The sequence below is a fragment of the Thermostichus lividus PCC 6715 genome (assembly GCF_002754935.1).
Classification (GTDB): domain Bacteria; phylum Cyanobacteriota; class Cyanobacteriia; order Thermosynechococcales; family Thermosynechococcaceae; genus Thermosynechococcus; species Thermosynechococcus lividus.
The window spans coordinates 1313116-1337910 of sequence record NZ_CP018092.1; the positions used below are offsets into that span (position 1 = coordinate 1313116).

The window sequence follows — 24795 nt, forward strand, 5'->3', positions numbered from 1 at the left end:
GATGATTGCGAGCGTCCATCAAGTATCATCGATTCTGTCAGGACTTGCCTATGACACCCAAACCTAGTGCCCAAGAATTGGCCACTGCCTTGCTCGAGGTGCTCAAAATTACTCCCGAAGACTGGCACCGTTTGAAAAACAACCGCCGTGCCCGTGCCCTAGAACAGGTGGCAGCGGGGCTGGTCTATTTGCTCAAGGACGAGGAGACCGAAGCGATCGCCCACTTGCAGCAGGCAGTGGGTTGGCTGGATCGGTCGATTAGCGCACCGCCGTGCCCCACCCATCATCGCTAAGCTAGCGTTGCCACCGCCGCCACTGGGAGACCACCGTGTCACTGCCGATATGCAGCAGAGCAGAGAGTTCTAAACCGAGGGCGATCGCCCCAAAGAGGCGCCAGTCTTGGCCTGCGATCCCTGCCAGCAGCGGCTTCACCAGAGTTAAACAATTGGCAAGGTGACCCGTTACATAGATTCCCAACGCCAAGAGGGTGATTCCTAGCCCGAACCATAGCCCTAAGTAAACCAAACGAATTAGGGTGCCAAGGATGGGGCCGTGGGTCCAGACGGAACGGTGGCGAAACAGCCTTTGGTAGGGGTGCCATATTCCCCGTAGGATACCCCAGCGATAGTAGGGTAAAGAGGCGGTATCTAGGTCTGGGCTAAGTAAAAAGCCCCCCACCCCAAAACTACTGCTGGCGATCGCCCCCCAGCGCCAATCCTTGGCGAGTGCACTCACTCCAAACCCAATCACAGGCATGGCTATCCAAGTCAGGCGATCGTGGGTGCGGCCACTGGGCATGGGAATTCCTACAGCATCAATCATAAGGGAACTACGGAGACCAGAGGCGGTCAATGCAGTTGACGAACTCATCGCTCGCGGAATACGTCTAAGTCAACCTAGAGGAACTGCGCTGAAATTTGAATCTGCAAAGGGGCAACTGCGCAAATCTAATCGCAGGGTGTGCCAGTTTACAGGCCTGTCCCTATTCGAGTACGCTAAGCAGGTTTAATCTAGTAGCGCAGTCAGTCAAGTAAGCGTGTTGTCGTGCCTCGTTGGTGGAGTGATGTGAATGGAGAAACAGTGGCGTTTCTGGCAATCTCAAACCGTGTGGAGCACATTGTGCGGTACCGCAGCCGCTGTTGTGATCTGCCAACCCGCCATGGCCAGCCGCTTATACCTATGGCGACTCAACCCCACCACTAACCAACTGGAGATTCGCACAGAGCAAGGGGTGCAGCCGCGGGCGGAGCTAGTTTATAACCCGACTCGTTTGGTGATTGATTTGCCCGGGGTGGTGCTCGGCAGCCCCCAGGTCAGCCAAAACTATAGCGGTGCCATCCGTCAGGTTCGCGTGGCGCAGTTTGACCCCCAAACGACCCGCATCGTTGTGGAGTACGCCGCAGGCTATACGATCGATCCGCAGCAGGTGCGCTTTCGTGGGGTAGCTGCCAATAACTGGTTAGTCCAACTCCCCCAACCCCAACAGCAAGCCAGCACACCCCCAGCACCCACCCCTGCGCCTGCGCCGACGGCACCCTCACCAAGGACGGCAACCCCCCTACAGGTACGCAGTTGGCAAAGCGATGCCACTGGCTTTATGGTCATGACCGATCGCCCCCTGCCGGATGGCAGCTATACACTCCGCCGTCCTCGCCGTAATCGCATTGAAATTTTGCTCAGCAATAGTGAACTGATCCGCAACTTTAACCCGCGCCGCTTAGAACTGCGCCGCTTTGGTCGCGATCGCGTCCGTGCCGAAATTCGCCCCCAGGGTCGGCAAGTCCTGATCACTCTGGAGATTAACCCTCAGGACGGGGACTGGCAAATCACCTCCCGCAACGATGGGTTTGTCATTAGCCCCACCACCACCGCCATTAGCCCGCCAACCTCCTCCCGCCCTAGCGCAATACCCGCCGCCACTGCCCAAACACCCCTTACAACGATTCAACGGATTGATTTGGGGGGACGAGAGTTACTGATCCAAGGCGATCGCACCGTCTTCTATAGTGTCGGCTGGGAGGGCAACAGCTATCGCATTCGCCTGCGCCAAGCACAGTTAGGCAATATCCGCGAACCACGCTTAGTGCCTGGCAGCCCCCTGAGTGACATTCAGGTACGCCAAGAAGACAACCAGACCGTTACGATTTTGCTGACCCCCGCGCCCAACTTCCGTATCCTTGGCCCGCGGGCACTCTCTGCCGAATCCTTTATCGTCCAACTTCAGGGGGCAGGGGAACCACCGCCCAGTGCCACCACGCCCATTCAAGTGCCCCCACCCCCACGAGCCAATTTCCCAGCCAGCCTGTTCCTCGGGGTCGCTACGTGGTCGTGATTGATCCTGGCCATGGCGGTAGCGATGCCGGTGCTATTGGGATTGGCGGCATTCGCGAGAAAGATATTGTCATAGACATTAGCCAACAGGTGGCTCAATTCCTACAACAACAGGGAGTTCAGGTGATCCTCACCCGCACCAGTGACATTGACCTAGAGCTTGCCCCCCGCGTGAGTATGGCGGAGCGGGCACGGGCAAACGCCTTTGTCAGTATCCATGCCAATGCCATCAGCATGGCGCGCCCCGATGTGAATGGTGTGGAGACCTACTACGCCCCCGGGAAGTCGAGTCGCTTAGCCGCCGCGATTCAAAACAGTATCCTCAGTTCTCTCAATGTGCGCGATCGCGGCGTCAGGGCTGCCCGCTTTTACGTGATTCGCAATACCTCCATGGATGCAGCTCTTGTGGAAACGGGCTTTGTGACTGGTGCTGAAGATGCCGCTAACCTCAGTAATCCCGCATGGCGTACCCAAATGGCGCAGGCGATCGCCCGCGGGATTCTTAACTTTCTCCAAGGACGTTAAACTAGCAGCAAGGAACCCATTGACTGTGGACAAAAATTGATCAATTCAGGTTTATAAAATAACTGGTGGGGGTTCTCAATCTATCCGTTCATAGGGTGAAGATTCAGCCGACTAGTAGAGTGCGCGCACCGGTGGTGCTGGCATCGGCGGGGGTGGTGCAAAGAAGATAGGCTGTGGCGGTGGTAATGGCGTTTCTACCGCTAAATTACAGGGATAGGGAGTGCCATACATCGATGTACAGAAAGGACTATCCAAGTCACGGGTACGAATTGCAGGGGCATTAGACTGCTGATACCACGCATCATTAGAGACATAGTGAATGCGGCGACCCCGATTGATGATGTCATTATCGCGGTAGGTTGGCGTGCCAAACACAAACATGGCATCCCCAGCGATCGACTCATCCACCCAATAGTTTTGAGTTCCATCAATGCGCTCAAAAGCTTGGGGAAGCGTAGGACGGGTCACCGGATACATCTGCGGGTTCACAGGTTGGCGACGGCTTTGGGCAGTGGCCGGAGCTACAACTGCCGCCAACATCACCACGGCCACCAGCGGGGCAAATCTCATTCTCATCGGTTACTCTCCAGACAGGTCTAACTTCGGCAACAGTGAGGACTCCTAGACGGGCTGCTAGGCTTTAATCATTTTTGCTTAGGTTTATTCTAAAGTTGCCACTATGGGAAACGCGGTAGTACTGTGCCGCTTTCTTAGCATCTTGGGAAGATGCACCACTGCTCATATCGTTACACTTTGATCGTTGCACTTTGAGTGCAGGTAGAGTCAAAAAAAGCTGGGGGATACCTAATCTCCCAGCCTGCGGATTGTGCCGATGATCGGTAGCAACTACAGCTATCGCCAACCAGCGCGATCCATGATCCGTAGTGCTTCGGCATTATTTCGCCCGAACACGGCGGCGTTCACATTTTGGCCACGGAAATTACCGAACCGTTGAATTATGGGGTGGAGCGGTACCCCAGAACGTACCGGATACTCATAGTTAGCCATCGCAAACATTTCTTGGACTTTAGGGCTAACCAAGTATTCTAGAAATTGAATGGCTGCTTGACGGTTGGGGGCACCAGCCACTACCCCGGCTCCACAGATATTGACGTGGGCGCCACGATCCCGCTGATTTGGGAAAAATAGGGCAACTTTATTGGCGACTTCTTGATCTTCTGGTTTATTAGAGGCTATTAAGCGAGCCAAATAGTAGTGGTTTGCAATTGCCACACTGCCCACTCCGGCAGCACAGGCACGAATTTGATCCGTATCATTGCCTTGCGGTGACCGTGCAAAGTTCTGGACTAAGCCCCGTGCCCACTGCTCTGTTTTTGGGGCACCATGAATGGCCAACAGTGACCCCGTCAGGGACTGACTATAGACATTGGTGGAGGTGCGGGTGAGGACTTGGCCGCGCCATCGCGCATTAGCCAGATCCTCATAGGTTGAGAGCTGGCTAGGGTTGACCTTTGATTTGTCGTAGATGAGCACTCGCACCCGCCGTGACAACCCAAACCAATGCCCTTGTGGCTCTCGAAGGTTGGCTGGGACGACACTCGTCAATGTGCGCGACTGAACCGGTTGCAAAATACCTGCTTGTTGAGCACGCCACAAACGTCCGGCATCAACGGTAATTAGAACATCCGCTGGGCTGCGACTCCCTTCACTGCGAATCCGCTCGATTAGGGCATCGGCTTCAGCTTCGATGAGGTTGACACGGATACCCGTTTGCTGCGTAAAGCCGTTGTACAGGGCTTTGTCAGTATCATAGTGCCGCGCTGAATAGACGTTAATGACACGACCTGCCTGTGCCAAACGCTCCTGTGCCATGCTAGACTCAGAGCCTTGATTTAGCGCATGGTGAGCAAGGTAAGCTGCTGCCCCCGCTCCCATCCCTAATAATGCACGGCGGGCAATTTTGTCCATAGTTGAGAATTTCTCCTAAAAATAAGGCTGAAAGCCATTGTAGTCTGAGGATCTGCCTTTTTGCAAGTTATTAGCAAGTATGTGACACAAGCGCCGAGCGTTTATGATGGGGAATGTTCAGAATACCGTGTTCTACACTGCCTAAAATTTCTGATGGTTTGCATCCTTGCCATTGAAACCAGTTGTGATGAAACGGCTGCCGCTGTCGTGCGCGATCGCCACATTGAAAGTAATGTGATTGCCTCGCAAATCAGCGCCCATAAACCCTTTGGCGGCGTTGTGCCTGAGGTGGCATCCCGTGCTCATTTGCAAAACATTAATGGAGTCATTGCCACTGCCATGGCTGAAGCCCACTGCGACTGGGCCGCTATTGATGCCATTGCTGTTACCTGCGCCCCCGGGCTAGTGGGGTCATTACTCATTGGGGTTACGGCCGCTAAAACCCTTGCCATGGTGCACCACAAACCCCTAGTGGGGATTCACCACCTCGAGGGGCACCTGTACGCCTCCTACTTGGCGGAACCGACCCTTGAGCCACCCTTTTTGTGTTTGCTGGTGTCGGGGGGGCACACTAGTCTGATTGGGGTCTATGGCTGTGGTCAGTACCAACTGTTTGGTCAAACCCGCGATGATGCGGCTGGTGAGGCCTATGACAAGGTTGCCCGGCTGCTGGGGTTAGGGTACCCCGGTGGGCCTATGATGGATCGCTTGGCACAGAGCGGTAATCCCGATGCCTTTACGCTACCGGAGGGGAATATTTCCTTAGCCAATGGCAAGGTTCACCCCTACGATTCTAGTTTTAGTGGCCTGAAAACAGCGGTGGCGCGACTGGTGAGCCAACTGCGCGACACCCATGGTGATAACTTACCGGTGGCCGATATTGCCGCTAGTTTTCAGAAAGCAGTTGCCCACGCCCTGACGAAGCGGGCGATCGCCGCTGCGGTGGATCATGGATTCACAACCCTGGCAATTGGCGGTGGGGTGGCAGCGAACTCCGGACTGCGGCAGTACTTAACCGCTGCGGCCACCCCCTTGGGAATCCGCCTTATTTTTCCACCCTTGCGCCTGTGTACCGACAATGCCGCCATGATTGGTTGTGCGGCGGCGGATCATGTGCGGCAAGGGGAGCGATCGCCCCTGAGCTTAGGGGCTAAGTCTCGCCTGAGTTTACTGGAGCTTGGGCAGTTGTACGGGCGCTAACCAGCATTGACAGCAAAAAGAAGCCGAGTTGACAGACCACAATACTCGGCCCCGAAGGCAAATTAAACGCAGCGGACATCAGGATGCCAGCGATCGCCGTGCCCACACCCACTGCGCTCGCCAAGAGCACATAGTAGGCGAACTGCTGCGTCCACAGCCGCGCACCACAGGCAGGAATAACAACAAAGGCACTAATGAGCAGTACCCCTACGGTTTTAATAGAGACTGCCACCACCAACGCCAACAGGGTAATAAATAGCAATCGTTGTAGGCGCACAGCCACCCCCCGTGCCACCGCCAAGGTTTCATTCACCGTAATTAATAGCTGCACCCGCAGAGTCAAGATCACAAAGAGGCAGACAATGCCGCAAAGGAACCCGCTCAACATTAAGTCCTGTTGTTGCACCGCCAGAATATCCCCAAACAGTAAGTTGTTCAGACCACCGCGATAGCGATCGGCAAACGTTAGGAGCAGAATGGCTAAGGCAAGGGAAGCGGAATAGATAATATTGAGCAGTGCATCAGTCCACAGACGAGTGCGCTCTAAAAGATAGGTGACGACCAACGCAAAAATAACAGCAAAGGGCAGCAGAACCAGCGATGGATTGATACCGAAGACCACGCCTAAGCTAATCCCCAGTAAGGCGGAATGCCCAAGGGCATCGCTAAAAAACGACAACTGCCGCAAAATTGTAAAGCTACCGAGGGCACCCCCCATCGCTCCGGTAAAGATCCCGCCCAAGAGTGCTCGCTGCATGAAGGGTAATTGGAACAGATCAATCACCCGCTCAAATATGGCTTGTAAGGCCACCATGGCTATGGGGCTGGGGAGCCAGCCACACGGGGAATGCCGAGGCTGTAGTTGCGCACGCGGCTATTGAGGTTATAGGCCACCTCCCCTTGCATCAGCAGGGCACGCACAAAGTGCTCTAGGTCGGAACCAATCCGCCGCAGATTGTACTCGGTTAACTCTTCGCCGGCGGCATTGGCCACGAGCTCCTGAAACTTGGCTTCTACTTTAGCAAGAGCCGCATCATTCCATTCCAGTTCGTTATCTGGATCGACATTGAGGGTCAAGGTTTCTGTGTCGGGGTGCACCTCGCCATCAAGGACGTAACCGGCGTAGAGGTGAATGTGGCGTGTGGTTGACTTGAGTAGCATAGGGTAGAAGCTGAGTGCAGTAGCGGCAATACCTCTCACTATACCAAGAACTGCTTGAACGCTTCTTTAGAAAATTTGATGGTTCTCCCAAAAAGGAGTAATATTAAGCGCTCTAGCGGCGACGGAGTTGCAACTGCTCATAGACTTGGTGCAGGGGAACCTTATGGTGAGCTAAGGCCACAAGCAGGTGATAAAACAAATCAGCCGCTTCAGCGGCGATCGCCTCGGGGTCATCCTCTTTGCAGGCCATAACCACCTCAACGGTTTCTTCCCCCAGTTTTTTGAGGATTTTATTATCTCCTGCGGCAAACAAGCTACAGGTGTAGGAGTCTGGCTGGGGGCGATCGCGCCGCTGACAAATGACATCGTACAATTGGGACAGCGTATCAGCAGGGGGTGGCTCAATCTGTTCGCCCAAGGCACCGTGACGGTGAAAGCAACTGCGCTCACCAGTGTGGCAGGCAATGCGCCCAACTTGCTGCACACTCAGGAGTAGAGCATCACTATCGCAGTCATAGCGAATACTTTTGAGCCACTGCACATGACCGGAGGTTTCTCCCTTTGGCCAGAGTTCCTGACGCGAGCGGCTCCAAAACCATGTCCGCCCAGTTTCTAGGGTTTTTTGCAACGATTCACGATTCATCCATGCCATCATGAGCACTGTGCCGTCTAAATAGTCTTGGACAATTGCTGGCACCAACCCCCGCTCATCGTACGCAATCTGATCAAGGGGGAGACTAAAGGCAGGAGCACTCATGGAGGATTCATAGCAGTCACAGGATGACCCGGAGATCACGCCTACCACAAGCATCCTGTATTGCTGCTTCCTTCCGGACCTGACAAGGTTTAGGCGTTGCGATCGCATGATTCCGAGCCATTGACTATGTTACCACAGCGCGCTAGCCTTAACCGACTCCCCGCTGCACTGCGGTAATGGCGTCCACAAGGGGCGATCGCAACGCGGCAATGTACTCAGGCCAACCAATCAGAATCGGCTGCTGGTGGGCAAGGGTTTGTCCCTGCAAGGCATCGGCATCAAAGCGGAGGGGGTTGCCGGCCAAATCGGTACACACCAGCCCTGCGGCGGTAGCCAAGGCCAACGGAGCCGTTGTATCCCAGAGTTTCACCCGCTGATTCAGGTACAGGTACAGTCCTGCCCGCCCTAAAATGACTTCAATGACCTTAAGACCAAAACTGCCCAAAAACTGAAACTGAACTTCGGGGAGCAAGCCATGAATGGCGTCACCGTAGGTGCGGTAGTCGCGATAACCAATCATCACTGGGCAATAGCTCTGGGTAGGGGGGGGTGGACAAATTGGCAAGAGGGGCACCGGCGGTCCACCGCTGCTCATTTGTAACAGTCCCCAATCTTTGCCACCGTAGTAAAGGTGATCTTGATTGGGGGCATAGATCCAGCCTGCCACGGGTGTGTAGTGCTCCAATAGCCCCACCATCAGGGAGTAGCCATGGCGATGGTGAATCAGATCGTCGGTGCCATCTAGGGGGTCGATGAGCCAATAGCGCGCCTTGCGTTCCTGAAAGACCGCTTGGGAGTCAGCATTTTCTTCGCTAATGATGCCATCCTCTGGAAACCATGTGCGGAATTTTTGGCTGAGGAGGCGATCTAAAAACCGATCAATGCTGGTGGCAAAATCCTGTCGCCCTTTTTCAATGACATCAAAGGGCTGCTGAGCGAGTTGGCGTGCCCGCTGTCCCGCTTGCCGCAGCAGTTGGTTAATTTGCCAAATTTGACTGGGGGTTACCGGAGGTGTTGAGGTCATAGTTCAGTTTCAGTGTCCCCCTCAGTATGCCGTAGGTTTCCCTGAGGTCGGGTGACTATCGCTGTTGCAGCAGTGCCACTGCGTAGGCAGCAATACCTTCCTCTCGACCCACAGGGCCAAGTTTTTCGTTGGTTGTTGCTTTAATACTAATCTGATCGCCCGTAATGCCGAGGGTTGCTGCAAGGCGATCGCGCATTTGTGCTAGGTAGGGTTTAAGTTTGGGCCGCTCTGCCACCACCACGGCATCAATGTTGCCCACCTGCCAACCACGGCTGTAGATGAGCTCGGCCACGTTCTTGAGCAGCACTTGGCTATCTGCTCCGGCCCACTGGGGATCGCTGGGGGGAAAATAATGCCCAATATCACCAAGGCTTAGGGCACCTAGTAGCGCGTCCATAATGGCGTGGGTCAGCACATCGGCATCGCTGTGCCCCAATAGGCCAAGGGGATGCTCCAGTTCTACGCCTCCCAAAATGAGGGGTCGTCCTGTCACGAGCTGGTGAATATCGTAGCCGTTACCAATGCGAATATTCATACTGCAAACATCTCAAAAGAGCGATCGCCCAGCGTGCTAAAACTGAACTATCGCCCTTTATTGTTGCAGAATCCTACAAAGATTGAATTAGATATTGACTTCGCTGAGTTGCCGACACATATAGTCAAAGGGTTGCTCCACAACACTGGTCTCTTCAATCCCTGCCGCGGCAACGCGATCGCGCACAATTTCCTTCATAATTTGAATGCCGCGCACCGTTGGACCGATGGGCACGCCTAGGGAGTTATAGGTTTCCCGCAGCCCTTCGAGGACGCGCTCATTCAGCACATCCACATCTCCTGCTACCAAGGCATAGGTGGCATAGCGGAGGTAGTAGTCCATATCCCGCAAACAGGTGGCGTAGCGACGGGTGGTGTAGGCATTGCCCCCGGGTTGAATCAGTTCCGGTTGCTCTGCAAACAGGGCTGAACCCGCTTCCTTGACGATGGCAGCAGCATTTGCATTGATCACTGCCGCCGCCTTGACCCGTACCGAACCTGAGTTAAAGTAGGAGCGCAGACTGTCAACAGCATTGCGATCGAGGTAGCGACCGGTGGAGTCATAGTTTTTGATCAGTGTGGTGACGGCATCACGCATAGGTTTTTCTTACTCCTAGAACTGGTAAAAACTAGCGTCAACCCTAACGCCAGCCTAAATTGCGCGGATCTAAAATCGTACTTAGCTTACCATGCAAGGGATTCCCCGCCTTCGCCTCCGTTTACGGACTGTTGCGAACTATTACAAAAGTTAATAATTTGACGAGTGTCCGACGAGGCGATCGCGCAGGCGTTTAATCTGATCCCGATAGCGGGCGGCCTCTTCAAAGGCCAGCTCGTGGGCAGCCGCTTTCATTTTGGCTTCGAGATCTTGGATAATTTGCGGGATATCCTCTAAGCTAAGTGCTGCCAAATCCTGGCTGGGAATGACTGGGACTGGCTCAGCATGCAAACGGCGCGAGACATCCAGAAACGCCAAAATCGCGTTGCTGGTTTTCTTGAGAATGGGTTGGGGGGTAATGCCGTGGGCTTGGTTATAGGCTAGTTGAATGCGGCGGCGGCGTTCCGTTTCCTGAATGGCCTTTTGCATACTGTCGGTTAAGGTGTCGGCGTAGAGTATTGCTTGACCCCGCACATGGCGAGCGGCGCGGCCAATGGTTTGAATCAGCGATCGCTCCGCCCGCAGGAATCCTTCCTTATCGGCATCGAGAATGGCCACGAGGGAGACTTCGGGCAAGTCTAAGCCTTCCCGCAGCAGGTTCACGCCAATAAGCACATCAAAGTCCCCTTGGCGGAGGGCTTCGAGAATTTCAATGCGCTCGATGGCATTAATTTCCGAGTGGAGATAGCGCACCCGCACGTGGCGCTCCTGAAAATACTCTGTGAGATCTTCGGCCATCCGCTTTGTCAGGGTGGTCACCAAGACCCGCTCGTGGCGATCGCAGCGCTCACGAATTTCCGCGTAGAGATCATCTACTTGGCCATGGGTAGGACGGACAAAGATTTCTGGATCCACTACTCCTGTGGGGCGAATAATCTGCTCAATAACCCGACCGTCAGACACCGCCAACTCCCAATCCCCAGGGGTAGCAGAGACAAAAATACACTGGTTCACCTTGCCCCAAAACTCGTCCGCCTTGAGGGGACGGTTATCCGCAGCGCTAGGGAGGCGAAAGCCATGGTCAATCAGCACCTTTTTGCGAGCTTGGTCACCGTTAAACATGCCGCGAATTTGAGGAACAGTCACGTGGGACTCATCCACCACCAGTAACCAGTCCTCAGGGAAATAATCTAGTAAACACTCCGGTGGCTCCCCAGCTTGGCGTCCAGCAAGGTGGCGCGAGTAATTTTCCACCCCATTGCAGTAGCCCACCTCCTGAAGCATTTCTAGGTCATAGCGAGTGCGCTGCTCCAGCCGCTGCGCCTCCAGCAGCTTATTTTGCGATTCCAAATAGGCCACCTGAGCCTTTAGTTCCTCCCTGATAGCGTCACAGGCCGCCTCAAGGCGTTCTTTGGGCGTGACAAAGTGCTTGGCCGGATAAATGCTCAGGCGATCGACACTTTGCAGCGTTTCCCCCGTCAGCGGGTCAACATAGCGGATGGCCTCAATATCATCGCCAAAAAATTCCACCCGAATTATCCGATCTTCATAGGCTGGGCCAATTTCTAGCACGTCCCCTTTCACCCGGAAGCGCCCTCGCCCCAATTCCACATCATTGCGGCTGTACTGAATCGTAGCCAACTGCCGCAACAGTTGCCGCAGATCGGTCTCGATACCGACTTCTAGGGTCACGGCTGCTTTGAGGTACTCAGCAGGAATCCCTAAGCCATAGATACAGCTAATAGAGGCAACGACGATAACATCCCGCCGTTCAAACAGGGAACGGGTGGCGGAGTGCCGCAGCATATCAATTTCTTCGTTAATGGAGGCACTTTTTTCAATGTAGGTATCGGTGACGGGGAGATAGGCTTCCGGCTGGTAGTAGTCGTAGTAGGAGATGAAGTACTCGACGGCATTCTCCGGGAAAAACGACCGCAACTCGTTGCATAACTGGGCGGCAAGGGTTTTGTTATGGGCTAGGACTAGGGTGGGGCGGCCAATCTCCTCAATGACTCGGGCAATGGTGTAGGTTTTGCCGGTACCCGTTGCCCCCAAAAGAGTTTGAAAGCGATGCCCTGCCTGAACCCCCGCCACCAGTTTGCGAATGGCTTGGGGTTGATCACCGGTCGGTTCAAAGGGGGCATGGAGACGAAACAGTGCAGTCTGCATGGATGATGCCTTTACTCTCTAGCTCATACCTTAACTCAATCGCCGAAAATTCCCCTAGCTTTGTAAATTTCAACAATTTTTGGAAAAGTTTGTTAGTTTGCTTTATCTAATTAGTAAAAATTATCACTGCACTAGCGGGAGAGCCGCCAGTTTTTTGAGGTTGGCGAGGCCTATAGCTCTCAGGCAAGTTTTCTGGATGGGGATGAGGTGCCTAACTACGGTGAAAAACCCAACGGCTGGAACCCCTCTGGAAAATGAGCCAAATGGGGGCTGTATCGAACAGCTAATCAATCGTTGGGGAGCGCTGCGTGGCTAGATGCCAATTTCTTGGGGGGCTGCAAATTGCATCCCCTTTGCTCAAGGTGGTATATTAACGGTACTTAAGGGGGCGTGGCGGAATGGTAGACGCTGCGGACTTAAGAAATTGAGCCTTAGTAGAGAAATCTATTAAGTGACTGCTCTCAAACTCAGGGAAACCTACGTTTGCCCTTGGCAAATATGGCAATCCTGAGCCAAGCCGAGTTCATCAGGGGCGATCGCTTGTTTGGCAGGCTCTGTCAGTACGGCGATTATCGATGAACGCGGAAGGTGCAGAGACTCGACGGGAGCTACCCCACCGTAGGCATTCTACGCGGGTAAAGGGAGAGTCCAATCCTCAACACCTTGGGGTGGTCGCGAAAGCGTCAGGAGGATGAAAATCCGTTGACCTTAAACAAGTCGTGAGGGTTCAAGTCCCTCCGCCCCCACCACTACCGTTCACGATGGGGCAGGGCGATCGCGCCATGCTGTCCACTTACGGAAATGCCATGAAAGCAGAGTATCGGCAGCGGCAGCAGCAGTTTTTAGAAAAACTGGGCACTGGTGTAGCAGTTTTTTGTAGTGCGCCCCGTGCCATTATGCACAATGATGTGGACTATAACTTTCGCCAAGAAAGTAACTTTTACTATTTGACGGGGTTTAATGAACCGGAGGCAGTGGCAGTTTTCGCCCCGAGTCACCCTGAGCACCGCTATGTTCTTTTTGTGCAGCCGAAAGATCTTAGCCAAGAAATTTGGACTGGCGCACGCTTGGGGGTTGAGGCGGCCAAAGAGCAGTTGGGCGCAGATGCAGTGTATCCCATTGGGGAGCTAGACCAGCACCTAAGCCACTATCTAGAAACGGGTGATACGCTGTACTATCACTTTGGCCATCACGAGGCGTTTAACCAGAAAATTCTCAAGCACTATCAACGCCTATTAGCGACGCTGCCAAAACGGGGAACAGGTCCACGCGCTATTGCTGACCCCAGCTTAATTCTTGCGCCCATGCGGCAAATTAAGTCGCCAGCAGAGCTGGAGTTGATGCGGCGGGCGATCGCCATCACGGTTGAAGCGCACCAGCGGGCAAACGAGATCGCCGCCCCCGGACGCTGGGAGTACGAAATTCAAGCAGAGATCGAGCATATATTTCGCCTCAGGGGTGGGGATGGCGCTGCCTACCCGTCTATTGTGGCCTCTGGTGCCAATGCCTGTGTCTTGCACTACACGGAAAATCAACGGCAAATGCAGGCAGGGGATCTGCTGTTGATTGATGCGGGCTGTGCTTACCAGTACTACAATGCCGACATCACCCGCACCTTTGCGGTCAGCGGCCAGTTCAAAGGGGAGCAAAAAGCGATTTATGACCTTGTTCTAGCGGCACAACAGGCGGCGATCGCCCAGGTCAAACCCGGCCATCCCTACAACCACATCCACGATGCTGCCGTGCGTGTGATTGTTGAAGGGTTAGTGGACTTAGGGTTACTGCAAGGCGACATAGACACCTTGATCAATGAGGGGAAAGAGACCAATAGTCAAGCGTACCGCACCTTTTTTATGCACGGCACCGGTCACTGGCTCGGCTTAGATGTACATGATGTGGGGCTGTACAAACACAACAAGGAGACATGGGTAACCCTGCAACCCGGCCAAGTCCTGACGGTTGAACCCGGGATCTACATTCATCCTGAAGCTACCCCTACCGAGGGGCAGCCAGACATTGACGATCGCTGGCGGGGCATTGGGGTGCGCATTGAAGATGATGTCCTTGTGACTACAACCGGTTGCGAGGTGCTGACCGCCGCAGTTCCCAAGTAAGTGGTGGATTTTTATTGGACACAGTAAACTACCCCGCCCTATAGGCGGATAGAGAATTCTACAGCACTAAGTTAAAAATTAGTGTGAATCGCCTCAACTGGACATGCAGCAACGCACTGCTCGCAAACAATACAACGGGAGCGCGTAAACTGTAGCTGAAATGTTTTTGGATGCAGCGTGAGGGCTTGGGTTGGACACACGCCCGTGCATAAGCCACAGTGAACACAGGCCTGCTCATCAATCACAATTTCACGACTTGCAAGGGAGACCTCAATATTCTGCTGCCGCAACCAATCTAGTGCGGCCTCCATCTGATCAATATCTCCCGCTAGTTCTAGGACTAGTTTGCCCACTTGGTTAGGGGCAACTTGAGCACGGATAATATTTGCAGCAATATTAAAATCTTTTGCCAGTCGATAGGTGACAGGCATTTGAATCGTTCGTCGCGGAAACGTCAAGGTCACTCGCTTTTTCAAAGGATGATGCCCTTAACCTACCCCTTTAGCATAACCCGCAAGAATCCGCCGCTTCAAATCTTTGTTCAAATCTTTGATTGAAGCGCGAGATGAATTGCGGCAGCAATCTGCGGTAGGCTATTTATCGTGAATTCGGCTTGCCCTAATCCTTAAAGCCGTCACGATCAGACCGTACCCAAATGAAGACTTACAGGTCGTGCTGCTGAATTTGGGAGTACTGTGTAAGACTAAAGCAGTATGGGCGAAAGTTCATTACGGTAGAGATAGTTGGAAGCCCGTGCTCTATTCCATAACAATGAGTGTCGGGGAGTGCACAAGCAAGTTACTCAAGTTGTTGTAAGGTCTCAGTTGCATAACGATGAGTGAGCTGTTCTCAGCAATTGAAAACGGTGATTTAAGTGCAGTGATAGGGGCGATCGCCAGTGGTGCTAACCCCAATATTGCAAATGATGCAGGCGTGATGCCCCTTGCCATCGCCGCTGAACTGGGGCATACAGAAATCGTAAAGGTATTACTAGCGGCGGGTGCGATGGTGAATCAGAGCGATAGTGAAGGCTGGACACCGTTAATGGCGGCTGCGGGAGGAGGATTCACCGCCATTGTCGAACTTCTACTTACCGCAGGGGCAGATGTCAACGCCAAGACCGAGTTTGGACTGACCCCTCTAATGGCTGCGGCGGCAAAAGGACAAGCAGCCACCGCGCAGCAACTCATTGCCGCAGGGGCTGATCTGGATGCTAAGGATCACAACTCGTGGACAGCCTTGGTGTGGGCACTGGACGGGAAACAAACTAAGGTGGTTGAGGTCATTAAAGCAGCGCGGGCACAACAACTGAAATCATGATTAAATACGTCGGCTTATTTTTAGCAACGGCTCCTGCAAGTCTTTTGCTGGCTCAGGTTGCTCGAACTGAACGCTTACGATTTGCCATCTTTGAGGCATTGCAAATTGTGGGTATTGTTGCAATTGCCATCTTTAGTGATTGGCTACTGATTCAACTGGGATGGAAATACCTACAAGAGCGGCTAAATCAACTACTGGTCACTACAGCGCAGCCATGGCTTAGCCTAGGTAGTAGTCTGATCCGCTTGATCCTGCGCATTCTGCTGTGGTCATTAGTCCTCTCTTGGGTATTACAGTCAGTAGAAAGTTTGTCCCCTTGGCACGATCGCATCGATAGTATCACTTCTTTCTTGCTACAAAAGATTTCTGTGATTTTTAATACCCCCTTTATGCAATTGGGGCAGACTAAAATCACCCTGAACTTCCTCTTTATCATCCTTTTTCTATCCATTACAGTTATTTTCACCTCCCGTTGGATCAGTGAATGGATTAAAAACCGCATCTTAATCCAACTACGAGTGGATCGCGGTAGTCAGGAAACCATTACCCGAGTGGTGAGCTACAGTCTCAGTTTTGTTGGTTTTATCATTGTTTTGCAAACCGCTGGGATTGACCTTAGCTCACTAACAGTCTTGGCTGGGGTACTCGGAATTGGGTTTGGTTTTGGTTTACAAAATTTAGCGAGTAACTTTATTAGTGGCTTAGCAATTCTGCTAGAGCATCCCATCAAAGTGGGTGATTTTATTGAAGTGGATGGCTTGCTGGGCACAGTGGAAAAAATTTCGATTCGTGCCACCATCATTCGCACCAATGATAGCCAGTACGTTATTGTGCCCAACAACCGCTTCATTGAAAAGAACGTTGTCAATTGGAGTTATGGTAGTCCGGATAGCCGCATTCACATTCCCGTGAACGTTGCCTACGGCAGTGATACTGTTTTGGTGACAGAGGCGCTTCTTAGTGCTGCACGTCAGGATCCCCGTGTGCTGCTCAGTCCACCCCCCAGTGTGTGGTTTCGTAGTTTTGGCGAGAGTGCCTATGTCTTTGAGCTATTGGTATGGATTAATCGCCCTCAAGACTCGGAACCCATTAAAAGTGCTTTGAATTTCTTAATTGAGCAAGAGTTGCGGCAGCGGGACATTGAAATCCCATTTCCACAACTAGACCTGCGCCTGCGAGATGTCGGGGATTTACGGGCTATCACCCGCTATTATCGCCGGTCAACCCCAGCGTCTGAGTTGGCAGAGGTAACAGAAGCAAGCACCAGTGTGGCCAAACCCAAACCGAAATCAGCCAGCCCCCTGCCGCCACTATCGGATCTGCTGCGCAACATGAGTTGTTTTACCCGCTGCTCCAATGCTGATTTGCAAATGCTGATTGAGCTAGGGACGCGCCGATTTTACGATGTGGGGGAGATCGTTTTCCGTGAGGGAGATCCTGGCGATGCCTTTTACGTTGTTTTAGAGGGATCGGTGGAGGTGCGCTCTGAGCACTTGGATCAAATTTTGGCAACCCTTTACCAAGGTGATTTTTTTGGTGAGATTGCTGTGCTGACGGGGATGCCGCGATCGGCCACTGTGCGAACCCTTGAAGATACCATCCTCTTTGTTGTCCATCGAGGAGCGGTACAACGCTTGCTACAGGCACAACCCCAACTGGCAGAGGACATTGCCCATGAGCTAGCGGCACGGCAGCAGGTTCTCCAAGAGTTGGGCTTAGCGGGCATGAATGGTAAAGGTACACCATCGCTGCCGCCATTGCACTGGATTCGACAACGGCTGCGCACGTTGTTTAGCGTTTAGGCTGCAGGGGTTAACTGGCTAATGAGGTCATGGTGCTGGGGAAACTGCTGTTGCAGGTGGTGACGGCTGGCTAGGCGGAAATCCCGAAAATCGAAGCCGGGTGCGACTGTGCAACCCACAAGGCTAAAGGTGTTGGGATCATTCACGGTGGCACCAAACCATGCGGTTGCTGGTACTACTTGCTGGAGTTGCTCACCGTCTTCAACGTTGATCCCTAGGGGGAGTCGCTCATAGACACCGCTGGGGGTGATCATGTGAATGGTCAAGCCACTGCCAGCATAAAAATGCCACACTTCATCACTGGCAATTTGATGCAGCAGCGATCGCTCCCCTGAGCGCAGCAGAAAATAAATGCTGGTACTGTAGGCGCGATCGCCCCCCGCAAAGTGAGGGGGCAAGGCTACTGCTGGAATTGTGCCTGCTGCCCGATAGACTTCCCGAAAGTACCCACCCTCAGGGTGGGGCTGAAGCTGAAGCGCCCTTACCCAATCCTCCGCTTGCCATGAGTTCATGCTTTTACCATGCCTTAGCTGGCTAGGTATTCGTACATTTGCTGCCGTCGCCGCCGTAAATGGTCTAAGGCTTGACGTTCGAGCTGCCGTACCCGCTCTCGGCTGAGGTTAAGCTGCTCACCCACCTTAGCTAGGGAGAGTTCCTGGCCATCGCTTAACCCGTAGCGCAGGGTCAGCACTTGCCGCTGCTGGGGGGTCAACTCCGCCAGCCAGAGATGGACATCATCCCGCAGTGACTCAACCGTGGTGAACTGCTCCGGCGAAATACTGTTGTCTTCGAGTAATTCGCCGAGTTCCGTATCTTGGTTATCGCCAACTCGGAGGTCAAGGGACACGGGCTGCCGTGCCAAGGTGAGGTATTCACGGATTTGCTCTGGCTCCAGCTCTAAGGCCGCAGCAATTTCTGCGGGGGTGGCACTGCGCCCTAACCGCTGGGACAGTTCCCGCTGGGTTCGCTTAATTTTATTTAGCTTCTCAGTAATGTGGATAGGCAAGCGGATGGTGCGTGCCTGCTGAGCGATCGCCCGCGTGATGGCTTGACGAATCCACCAGTAAGCGTAGGTAGAAAACTTGTACCCCCGGGTGGGATCAAATTTCTCCACCCCTCGCTCAAGGCCAAGGGTGCCTTCTTGCACCAAATCTAATAGTTCTAAATTCCGCTTTTGGTATTTTTTGGCCACAGACACCACCAGCCGGAGGTTGGCCTCAATCATCTTCTGCTTGGCGCGCTGACCCTGCTTCAGCAGACTGTTCAGTTCCTTGAGACTAAGATTGCAGGCAGCCGCCCATTCTTCAAGGGTTAGCTCACGGCCTAAGGACTCCGCTAAGGCATCGTGCTTTTCCCGTAGCGCCATCATTTGCTGGACTTGTTTCCCCAGAATGATCTCTTGCTCGTGGCTGAGGAGCGGCACCCGGCCAATTTCTTGGAGGTAGGTGCGCACCATGTCAGTGCTGATACTGGGACTAGTTGTCGTTTTTGCGGCGGAGTTTATCATAGCAGCACACATTCCAACGGTATTCAAAGGGATAGCAGCAGTTGCCGACGGGCATACGTGTAGAGGGTTTCAAGGTTGGGGACGATAATGACTCGCTAGAAAAAAGTTGACCAATCACGTTTATGAGGTAGCCTAGCAGGAGTTAATTTTTTGACCTGTATCCTAATCTACTTAGACTTAAATTGTGCCCCTAAAGTTGCTGATTCATAACAGCCAACTTCTGAAATAAAAGTTAAATTTTGTCAACCAGTGGTAAGTCTGGCAATTGTGAACGCTGGGGATCATTCGGTTCGTCCTCCTGTATCAGGGGTTTCAAGGAGATCTCCAAGGGATCGCGCTTCTAAATGCAGGTTAAAGACATCGGCAAAGGATTGGCTAAACTGCTCTCGCACAGATTCAAACTTAATGTCGGCTCTAAACTGTAGCAGGTTCCCCACCGGGCGATCGCCAATACCGCAGGGCACAATTTGACCAAAGCCCCGTAAGTCATTGACAACATTCAGGGCAATGCCGTGGAAACTCAGCCAGCGGCTGACTTTGATCCCAATAGCGGCCACCTTATACCCCTCCACCCAAACCCCCGTGAGGCCAGCAACACGCTCCCCTTTTATGTCATATACCCGTAAGGTTTGGATGATGACTTCCTCCAACTGGTGGAGATACCAGTGCAAGTCACACCGATGCCGCCGTAAGTTCAAGATTGGGTAGGCCACCAACTGCCCCGGGCAATGGTAGGTGACCTCTCCCCCCCGCTCAACTCTCAGCACTGGGACAGAACAACCATCGGGTGCAAACTGTAAATGGTCGGTTGTGGCCCCCTGCCCAAGGGTGTAGATCGGTGGATGCTCTAGGGTCAACAGAACATCCGCCAACTGTGGGTTGCCCTTGCGCTGCTCGACTAATTGCCGTTGCCATGCCCACGCCTGCGGATAGGGGATCAGGTCAAGGGGGCAATACCAAGCAATGGGTTTATTCATACATCGCTCAACCTTGTCAAGAGCCAGAGGATAAGAATTATCACAGAACACGAATAAAGGTGAAGAGGACGGGGGTGGGCTGTAATCCCCAATACGAAAATGCTAGGGTGAGGGTAGATCAGCCTTTAATTCTTTACGTCTTTTGCTCAGGGGAGGCAACCCTATGAGGCTAGTGATTCATGGTAAAAATATTGACATTACCGATGGCATTCGCAGCTATGTGAACCAAAAAATTGAACGCGCTGCCAGTCACTTTCAAAATGTCATTAACGAAATTGATGTCCACCTTTCTGTGGCTCGTAATCGCAGCACTGCCCCAAAACAAACCGCTGAGGTCACGTTATTTGTGAACGGGTCAGTGATTCGCGCTGAAGAAAGTAGTGAAAATCTCTATGCCAGCATTGATCTGGTTGCGGACAAAATTGCCCGTAAACTGCGCAAACTGAAAGAAAAACGCCAAGATAAAGCGCGCACCAAAGAGGTTAACGCCGTCGCCGAAGCACCGGTGGTTGCTGATCTGGTGGGCGATCGCACCCCCCAATTACCGGAGCACGTGGTGCGGATGAAATATTTTGCCATGCCACCGATGACCATCCAAGAAGCGCTTGAGCATCTGGAAATGGTAGATCACGACTTCTACGTTTTCCGCAATCAGGAGACCGGCGAAATCAATGTGGTGTATGAGCGCAATCACGGTGGTTTTGGGGTGATTCAACCCCGCCCTACCTCCGGCGGCAATCACCATCACCATAAAGCCGTGGCGAAGTCTGCCCACTGAGGGTTGCGTAAATTCCCATAACTGGCTTAGGTTAGAGGGGCGCTCCATAGATAGCACACGTGAGTACTTCCTATGACCCCCGCCCCAACTGACCTCACGGATGAATTTGGCTTCCAAAGTATCTTTGAAAATGCCGTTGTGGGAATTTTCCAAACCGACTTGGAGGGGAATTATATCCGTGCCAATCGTGCTTTGGCGTTAATTTATGGCTATGATTCCCCGTCGCAATTGCTCCAAGAGCAGCCCAATGCCCGAGCCTGCCTTTATGTGGATCCACAGCAGCGGCAGCGGTTTATTGAGATGATGGCGCGCCAAGATACGCTGACCAACTTTGAGTCAGAAGTCTATCGTCGGGATGGGTCTCGCTGCTGGATCTCGGAAACCTGCCGGGTGGTGCGCAGCCCTGAGGGGCAAATTCTCTACTTTGAAGGATTTGTGCAAGATATTACGGTGCAGCATCAAGCCTTGGCTGGGTTGCAAGCGGCAGAGCGGCACCTAAAACAAAAAAACCTAGAACTGGAGGAAACCCTTAGCCAACTGCAAAAAGCGCAGCGGGAACTCATTTACTCGGAAAAGATGGCGGCCTTAGGACAGTTAGTGGCGGGTGTTGCCCACGAAATTAATACGCCTCTTGGTGCCATTCGCTCCTCTATTGAAACCATTAACCTCTGTACCGAGCGATCGCTACCCTTATTGCCAACCCTAGTGCGGCAATTGCCTGAAGGGGTGTTTAACCAATTCCTAGAGTTGTGTACCTTGTCCCGAGCAGACTCCCTTGCTCTGTCTAGTCGAGAACGGCGGCAGTACAAGCGCCAGATCATGGCACTTCTGGAGGCTCATGATATTGCGAATGCGGATGTGTGGGCAGACACCTTGGTGGACTTGGGAGTGCTGACAGAGGCAACGGTGCCCGTGGAACTACTGCGTACCGCTCAAGGACAGGAGGCAGTCACCCTTGCCCATCAGTTGGCCTTGCTCGAGCGCAGCACCCACACGATTACAACGGCCATTGAACGCGCAGCCAAGGTTGTGTTTGCCCTGAAAACCTATGCCAGAGTGGATCAGAGCAGTCAAAAAGTCCCTGCCCAAATTATTGATGGCATTGAAACTGTGCTCACCCTCTATCACAACAAGCTCAAGCATGGCGTAGAGGTGGTGCGGCACTACGAACCCGTACCGGAAATCCATTGCTACCCTGATGAATTGACCCAAGTGTGGACAAACCTGATTCACAATGCCCTGCATGCCATGGAGGATCGCGGACGGCTAGACATTGTTGTGCGGCGGGAGCAAACACAGATCTGTGTTGAAATTATCGACAGTGGTTGTGGCATTCCAGAGGCGATATTACCCCGGATTTTTGAGCCATTTTTTACAACGAAACCCATTGGTGAGGGCAATGGGTTGGGTCTTGATATTGTCCGCAAAATTATTGATAAGCACCAAGGCCACATTGAGGTCAACTCTCAACCCGGTCGCACCCAATTCTGTGTTCGTTTACCCCTTGAGTAGTAGCTGCTATGCCTAAGCCAGTAATTCTGTGCGTCGATGATGAGCGCGTGATTTTGGAAAGCCTGCGTACCCAATTGCGAACTGCCTTTGGTGAGCGCTATTTCTACGAAACGGCTGAGAGTGCGGAGGAAGCACTGGAAATCATTGATGAGTTACAGGGAGACAGTGCCGATATTATCGTTATTGTCTCTGACTGGTTGATGCCCAAGGTGCGGGGGGATGAATTTTTAATTCAAGTGCATCAGCGGTTTCCCAAGGTGGTGAAGGTGATGCTGACGGGGCAAGCAGATGAAGCGGCAATTCAGCGGGCGATAGAGCAGGCTAACCTGCATCGCTGTTTGTATAAGCCATGGCACAGTGACGAGTTAGTCGAGACGATCCGTTCTGGCTTATCCCCTGAGTAACCTTAGGGGCGCAGGGTGAGCTGCCACTCATTGGTTTGGCGATCGCGCTGGAGTTGATCGTTTTCACCAATGACGTAGGGGCCCCAGTACCGCTTTGAACCGTCAAGGGTAAAGGCAACTACAATATCGCCGTGGCTGAGTTTGAGGGTGCCGTCGGGCAAAGATAACAATAACCCTTTGATACTGCCTTCCATGGGGGCAAAATCCCAGTGTACGGTTTTGCTGTCCGGGCGGGGGCGATCGCCTGCGGCTAACAGGACAACCCGCACCGGAAAACCTGTCTGATTACTGATGCGCAACCCGTCAGGCTGGGGGCTGGCCGGGGGTTGCGGCGGCGGCAAGGGGTCGGGAGAAACCCGTTCCGGTTCTGTTTCTACAATGGGCGGTGGCTGGGTCAGAAGATCAGACTCCCACCACAGGGTGAAATGCAGTTGTGAGAGCACAATTGCACCAATAACGCCAATCACTACTGCGACAAGGTACGGTAAGAATTTAATTTGGATGGCCATAGAGAGTCTGTTGCTGCCAACGCCGCATCGCTACTTCATCCAGTGTAGAGAGTCAGCAGGGCAACCGCAGAGAGACTGTGGCAAATATCGATACTTATAGAGATGTGGGCGGGCTAAAACCCCTCCGCTTTAGCGAGGGGATACAGCCAACTCAGGGGGCTTTAGCCCTCTCTATGTGTTAAACTAGAGACGTGGAAAGTAGGCGTATCAACTACGCGAAGAAACATCCTAGTACGGAGAAATCCCGGCAAGTAAGTCACTACCGCTTTGGCGGCAAGCCTAAACCACTGCAAGCAATGGCAGGATGTTGAGCGTATCGAATTGGCTAGTGTTGAAAAGCGCGAAACCACGAACCAAAACATAAACGTAGTCCCAATAGCAGAAATGCTTGAGGTGAGTAGGGGGTCTTTGACTGCCCCCACCCGCATTAAGTTGTGGGTGACAGCTCAAGGGAAAAGCGAAGCAACGCGGCTTCAGCCCGTTGCGTAGCATCCTTTGGGAATCCCCTCTCTTTCAAGGAGGGGAGAAGTCAACGATATGCTGCGCTAGCCTATCGCTGGGCAAGGCGTTGTAAAGAAATTTCTGCTGCTGCTGCAACGTGGGGATGCTCGTCCTTGGCCAAATACTCTAAGGCTGACTGAGTTTTCGGGCTGGGGAGGTTGCCCAAGGCTTCCGCAAGTCGCTGGCGAATGAGCCAGTCCTCGGCAGTCACAAAGGGTAAAATCTCTTCAACAATGCTGGGGTCACCAATTTCCCCCAACGCCGCGATCGCGCCTTGGAGCATCACCACCTCGTTACTGCTTAAGGCTGAGCGCAGCACCTCAACCGCCCGCACATCCTTCAGGTTGCCCAGGGAAACTGCTGCACTAAAGCGCACTAACCAGTCGGTGTCTTCGTAAAAGGCACGCACGAGGGGGGCAAATGCCCGCTGATCTTGCAGATACCCTAATGCTCCGGCAGCATCAGCGCGAATGCCGTAGTCGGGTTCTGTTTCGAGGAGTTGCACTAAAATGTCAAAGCACTCTGGCGTGGGCTTAACCCCTAAGGCAAACACAGCCATGGAGCGGATTTGTAAATTATCATCCCACAGTACTTTTTTGATTAACGGGACAGCCTCAGGCGGGGGCACATCCCGCAGCGCCGCCAAGGCAAGGAGGCGATCGCGGGAATTCGGACTTTCAAGCTGGGTGGCAAGCTGCTCAAGGGATAGCATAGGTTTAACCTGAGAATAATTTACAAAATTTAACAATACACCTCCAATTATACGAAAATTCCCCAAAGTTCCCCAGTGGTAACCGTACTGGACTTTGGGGAGGCGTTAGAGTCAGAGCAATCCGCTAGAGGAGCTTATGGTTAATTGGCAGGAGACCTTAGCGTTTCCCTAGGGACGGGAAGAACTTTTGGAATTGCTTAATCGCAAAGGGCAGGATATTGCGAACTGCCCAAGCCCCTGCCAACAGTACCGGCAGTAACACAATGAGTACACGCCAATCCATAACCATGACCTCCCAGTAACAATATGAAAATGTTATGAGTTATTTTACCCTTTGCTTAAGCGTGGCGATCGCCCTTAACAGTCGGGTCCAGTGACACTCTCCCGACGCTAATGGGGTGAACGACTGGGGAGATAGACACCTCTGAGGT

The 24795-nt window shown here is 53.0% G+C and carries 27 protein-coding genes and 1 other RNA gene; 10 read left to right on the forward strand and 18 right to left on the reverse strand.

The window, feature by feature from the left end; all coding sequences use genetic code 11:
• Nucleotides 1–50 precede the first annotated feature (50 nt).
• A complete protein-coding gene (locus tag BRW62_RS06585) occupies nt 51–293 on the forward strand; it encodes a DUF6439 family protein (protein WP_099798783.1) in 243 nt (80 codons plus the stop codon).
• Nucleotide 294: 1 nt separating this feature from the next.
• On the opposite strand, the gene BRW62_RS06590 is transcribed toward BRW62_RS06585, so the two are convergent.
• Nucleotides 295–822, reverse strand: coding sequence for a metal-binding protein (locus tag BRW62_RS06590; RefSeq protein ID WP_198406201.1), 528 nt, complete (start codon nt 820–822; stop codon nt 295–297).
• 247 nt (nt 823–1069) lie between these two features.
• Here BRW62_RS06590 and BRW62_RS13895 point away from each other — a divergent pair, with 247 nt between their 5' ends.
• Nucleotides 1070–2332: an AMIN domain-containing protein gene (locus tag BRW62_RS13895; protein ID WP_099798785.1), complete on the forward strand. Its 1263-nt coding sequence runs from the start codon at nt 1070–1072 to the stop codon at nt 2330–2332.
• Nucleotides 2329–2856, forward strand: coding sequence for an N-acetylmuramoyl-L-alanine amidase family protein (locus BRW62_RS06600; RefSeq protein ID WP_227517634.1), 528 nt, complete (start codon nt 2329–2331; stop codon nt 2854–2856). Before BRW62_RS13895 ends, BRW62_RS06600 begins: the two co-directional genes overlap by 4 nt.
• A gap of 111 nt (nt 2857–2967) precedes the next feature.
• On the opposite strand, the gene BRW62_RS06605 is transcribed toward BRW62_RS06600, so the two are convergent.
• Together BRW62_RS06605 and BRW62_RS06610 are read right to left on the reverse strand one after the other, a co-directional pair.
• The gene (locus BRW62_RS06605; RefSeq protein WP_198406202.1) at nt 2968–3426 is read right to left on the reverse strand and encodes a hypothetical protein; all 459 of its coding nucleotides are present in this window, start codon (nt 3424–3426) and stop codon (nt 2968–2970) included.
• Between the two features lie 282 nt (nt 3427–3708).
• On the reverse strand, nt 3709–4785 hold the full coding sequence (locus tag BRW62_RS06610; protein WP_099798788.1) for a Fe(3+) ABC transporter substrate-binding protein: 1077 nt from the start codon (nt 4783–4785) through the stop codon (nt 3709–3711).
• 153 nt (nt 4786–4938) lie between these two features.
• Here BRW62_RS06610 and tsaD point away from each other — a divergent pair, with 153 nt between their 5' ends.
• Nucleotides 4939–5985, forward strand: coding sequence for a tRNA (adenosine(37)-N6)-threonylcarbamoyltransferase complex transferase subunit TsaD (tsaD, locus tag BRW62_RS06615; protein WP_099798789.1), 1047 nt, complete (start codon nt 4939–4941; stop codon nt 5983–5985).
• On the opposite strand, the gene BRW62_RS06620 is transcribed toward tsaD, so the two are convergent.
• From BRW62_RS06620 to uvrB, 8 genes are all read right to left on the reverse strand, one after another.
• Nucleotides 5936–6796, reverse strand: coding sequence for a metal ABC transporter permease (locus BRW62_RS06620; protein WP_376787935.1), 861 nt, complete (start codon nt 6794–6796; stop codon nt 5936–5938). The two genes, tsaD and BRW62_RS06620, sit on opposite strands and share 50 nt — an antisense overlap.
• Nucleotides 6797–6801: 5 nt before the next feature.
• A complete protein-coding gene (ndhM, locus tag BRW62_RS06625; RefSeq protein ID WP_099798791.1) occupies nt 6802–7146 on the reverse strand; it encodes a photosynthetic/respiratory NAD(P)H-quinone oxidoreductase subunit M in 345 nt (114 codons plus the stop codon).
• 112 nt (nt 7147–7258) lie between these two features.
• The gene (gene hisIE / locus BRW62_RS06630; RefSeq protein WP_099798792.1) at nt 7259–7903 is read right to left on the reverse strand and encodes a bifunctional phosphoribosyl-AMP cyclohydrolase/phosphoribosyl-ATP diphosphatase HisIE; all 645 of its coding nucleotides are present in this window, start codon (nt 7901–7903) and stop codon (nt 7259–7261) included.
• Nucleotides 7904–7925: 22 nt separating this feature from the next.
• An RNA gene (gene ffs, locus BRW62_RS06635) (signal recognition particle sRNA small type) lies at nt 7926–8022 on the reverse strand.
• A gap of 29 nt (nt 8023–8051) precedes the next feature.
• Nucleotides 8052–8927, reverse strand: coding sequence for a 3'(2'),5'-bisphosphate nucleotidase CysQ family protein (locus tag BRW62_RS06640; protein ID WP_227517635.1), 876 nt, complete (start codon nt 8925–8927; stop codon nt 8052–8054).
• Between the two features lie 55 nt (nt 8928–8982).
• On the reverse strand, nt 8983–9462 hold the full coding sequence (gene ispF, locus BRW62_RS06645; RefSeq protein ID WP_099798793.1) for a 2-C-methyl-D-erythritol 2,4-cyclodiphosphate synthase: 480 nt from the start codon (nt 9460–9462) through the stop codon (nt 8983–8985).
• An 87-nt stretch (nt 9463–9549) separates the two neighbouring features.
• Nucleotides 9550–10059 carry an allophycocyanin subunit beta gene (gene apcB / locus BRW62_RS06650; RefSeq protein WP_099798794.1) on the reverse strand — a complete coding sequence of 170 codons (510 nt, stop codon included), beginning with the start codon at nt 10057–10059 and terminating at the stop codon, nt 9550–9552.
• A 150-nt stretch (nt 10060–10209) separates the two neighbouring features.
• Nucleotides 10210–12228, reverse strand: a complete 2019-nt coding sequence (uvrB, locus tag BRW62_RS06655; protein ID WP_099798795.1) for an excinuclease ABC subunit UvrB — start codon at nt 12226–12228, stop codon at nt 10210–10212.
• A gap of 806 nt (nt 12229–13034) precedes the next feature.
• Here uvrB and BRW62_RS06665 point away from each other — a divergent pair.
• Nucleotides 13035–14342 carry an aminopeptidase P N-terminal domain-containing protein gene (locus BRW62_RS06665; RefSeq protein ID WP_099799867.1) on the forward strand — a complete coding sequence of 436 codons (1308 nt, stop codon included), beginning with the start codon at nt 13035–13037 and terminating at the stop codon, nt 14340–14342.
• A gap of 71 nt (nt 14343–14413) precedes the next feature.
• On the opposite strand, the gene BRW62_RS06670 is transcribed toward BRW62_RS06665, so the two are convergent.
• On the reverse strand, nt 14414–14818 hold the full coding sequence (locus BRW62_RS06670) for an NIL domain-containing protein (RefSeq protein ID WP_099798796.1): 405 nt from the start codon (nt 14816–14818) through the stop codon (nt 14414–14416).
• Nucleotides 14819–15176: 358 nt separating this feature from the next.
• On the opposite strand from BRW62_RS06670, the gene BRW62_RS06675 reads away from it, so the two are divergent.
• Both BRW62_RS06675 and BRW62_RS06680 read left to right on the forward strand, forming a co-directional pair.
• A complete protein-coding gene (locus BRW62_RS06675; protein ID WP_099798797.1) occupies nt 15177–15662 on the forward strand; it encodes an ankyrin repeat domain-containing protein in 486 nt (161 codons plus the stop codon).
• Nucleotides 15659–17464, forward strand: a complete 1806-nt coding sequence (locus BRW62_RS06680; RefSeq protein WP_099798798.1) for a mechanosensitive ion channel domain-containing protein — start codon at nt 15659–15661, stop codon at nt 17462–17464. The genes BRW62_RS06675 and BRW62_RS06680 overlap by 4 nt, the downstream gene beginning before the upstream one ends.
• On the opposite strand, the gene BRW62_RS06685 is transcribed toward BRW62_RS06680, so the two are convergent.
• From BRW62_RS06685 to lipB, 3 genes are all read right to left on the reverse strand, one after another.
• Nucleotides 17461–17976 carry a cupin domain-containing protein gene (locus tag BRW62_RS06685; protein WP_099798799.1) on the reverse strand — a complete coding sequence of 172 codons (516 nt, stop codon included), beginning with the start codon at nt 17974–17976 and terminating at the stop codon, nt 17461–17463. The two genes, BRW62_RS06680 and BRW62_RS06685, sit on opposite strands and share 4 nt — an antisense overlap.
• Nucleotides 17977–17990: 14 nt before the next feature.
• Nucleotides 17991–18971 carry an RNA polymerase sigma factor, RpoD/SigA family gene (locus BRW62_RS06690; RefSeq protein ID WP_099798800.1) on the reverse strand — a complete coding sequence of 327 codons (981 nt, stop codon included), beginning with the start codon at nt 18969–18971 and terminating at the stop codon, nt 17991–17993.
• A 281-nt stretch (nt 18972–19252) separates the two neighbouring features.
• On the reverse strand, nt 19253–19948 hold the full coding sequence (gene lipB, locus BRW62_RS06695; RefSeq protein WP_099798801.1) for a lipoyl(octanoyl) transferase LipB: 696 nt from the start codon (nt 19946–19948) through the stop codon (nt 19253–19255).
• A gap of 163 nt (nt 19949–20111) precedes the next feature.
• Between lipB and hpf the strand changes: the two genes are divergently transcribed.
• The 3 genes from hpf to BRW62_RS06710 all read left to right on the forward strand — a co-directional run bounded on the left by hpf (nt 20112) and on the right by BRW62_RS06710 (nt 22642).
• The gene (gene hpf / locus BRW62_RS06700; RefSeq protein WP_099798802.1) at nt 20112–20726 is read left to right on the forward strand and encodes a ribosome hibernation-promoting factor, HPF/YfiA family; all 615 of its coding nucleotides are present in this window, start codon (nt 20112–20114) and stop codon (nt 20724–20726) included.
• 72 nt (nt 20727–20798) lie between these two features.
• A complete protein-coding gene (locus BRW62_RS06705) occupies nt 20799–22238 on the forward strand; it encodes a sensor histidine kinase (RefSeq protein ID WP_099798803.1) in 1440 nt (479 codons plus the stop codon).
• Nucleotides 22239–22246: 8 nt separating this feature from the next.
• On the forward strand, nt 22247–22642 hold the full coding sequence (locus BRW62_RS06710) for a response regulator (RefSeq protein WP_099798804.1): 396 nt from the start codon (nt 22247–22249) through the stop codon (nt 22640–22642).
• A gap of 2 nt (nt 22643–22644) precedes the next feature.
• Here the strand turns inward: BRW62_RS06710 and BRW62_RS06715 are convergent, their stop codons facing one another.
• The 3 genes from BRW62_RS06715 to BRW62_RS06725 all read right to left on the reverse strand — a co-directional run bounded on the left by BRW62_RS06715 (nt 22645) and on the right by BRW62_RS06725 (nt 24647).
• A complete protein-coding gene (locus BRW62_RS06715) occupies nt 22645–23151 on the reverse strand; it encodes a hypothetical protein (protein WP_099798805.1) in 507 nt (168 codons plus the stop codon).
• A gap of 550 nt (nt 23152–23701) precedes the next feature.
• The gene (locus BRW62_RS06720) at nt 23702–24364 is read right to left on the reverse strand and encodes a HEAT repeat domain-containing protein (RefSeq protein ID WP_099798806.1); all 663 of its coding nucleotides are present in this window, start codon (nt 24362–24364) and stop codon (nt 23702–23704) included.
• 157 nt (nt 24365–24521) lie between these two features.
• Nucleotides 24522–24647 (reverse strand): photosystem II protein Y, encoded by a 126-nt coding sequence (locus tag BRW62_RS06725; protein ID WP_198405917.1) that lies wholly within the window; start codon nt 24645–24647, stop codon nt 24522–24524.
• Nucleotides 24648–24795 lie beyond the last annotated feature (148 nt).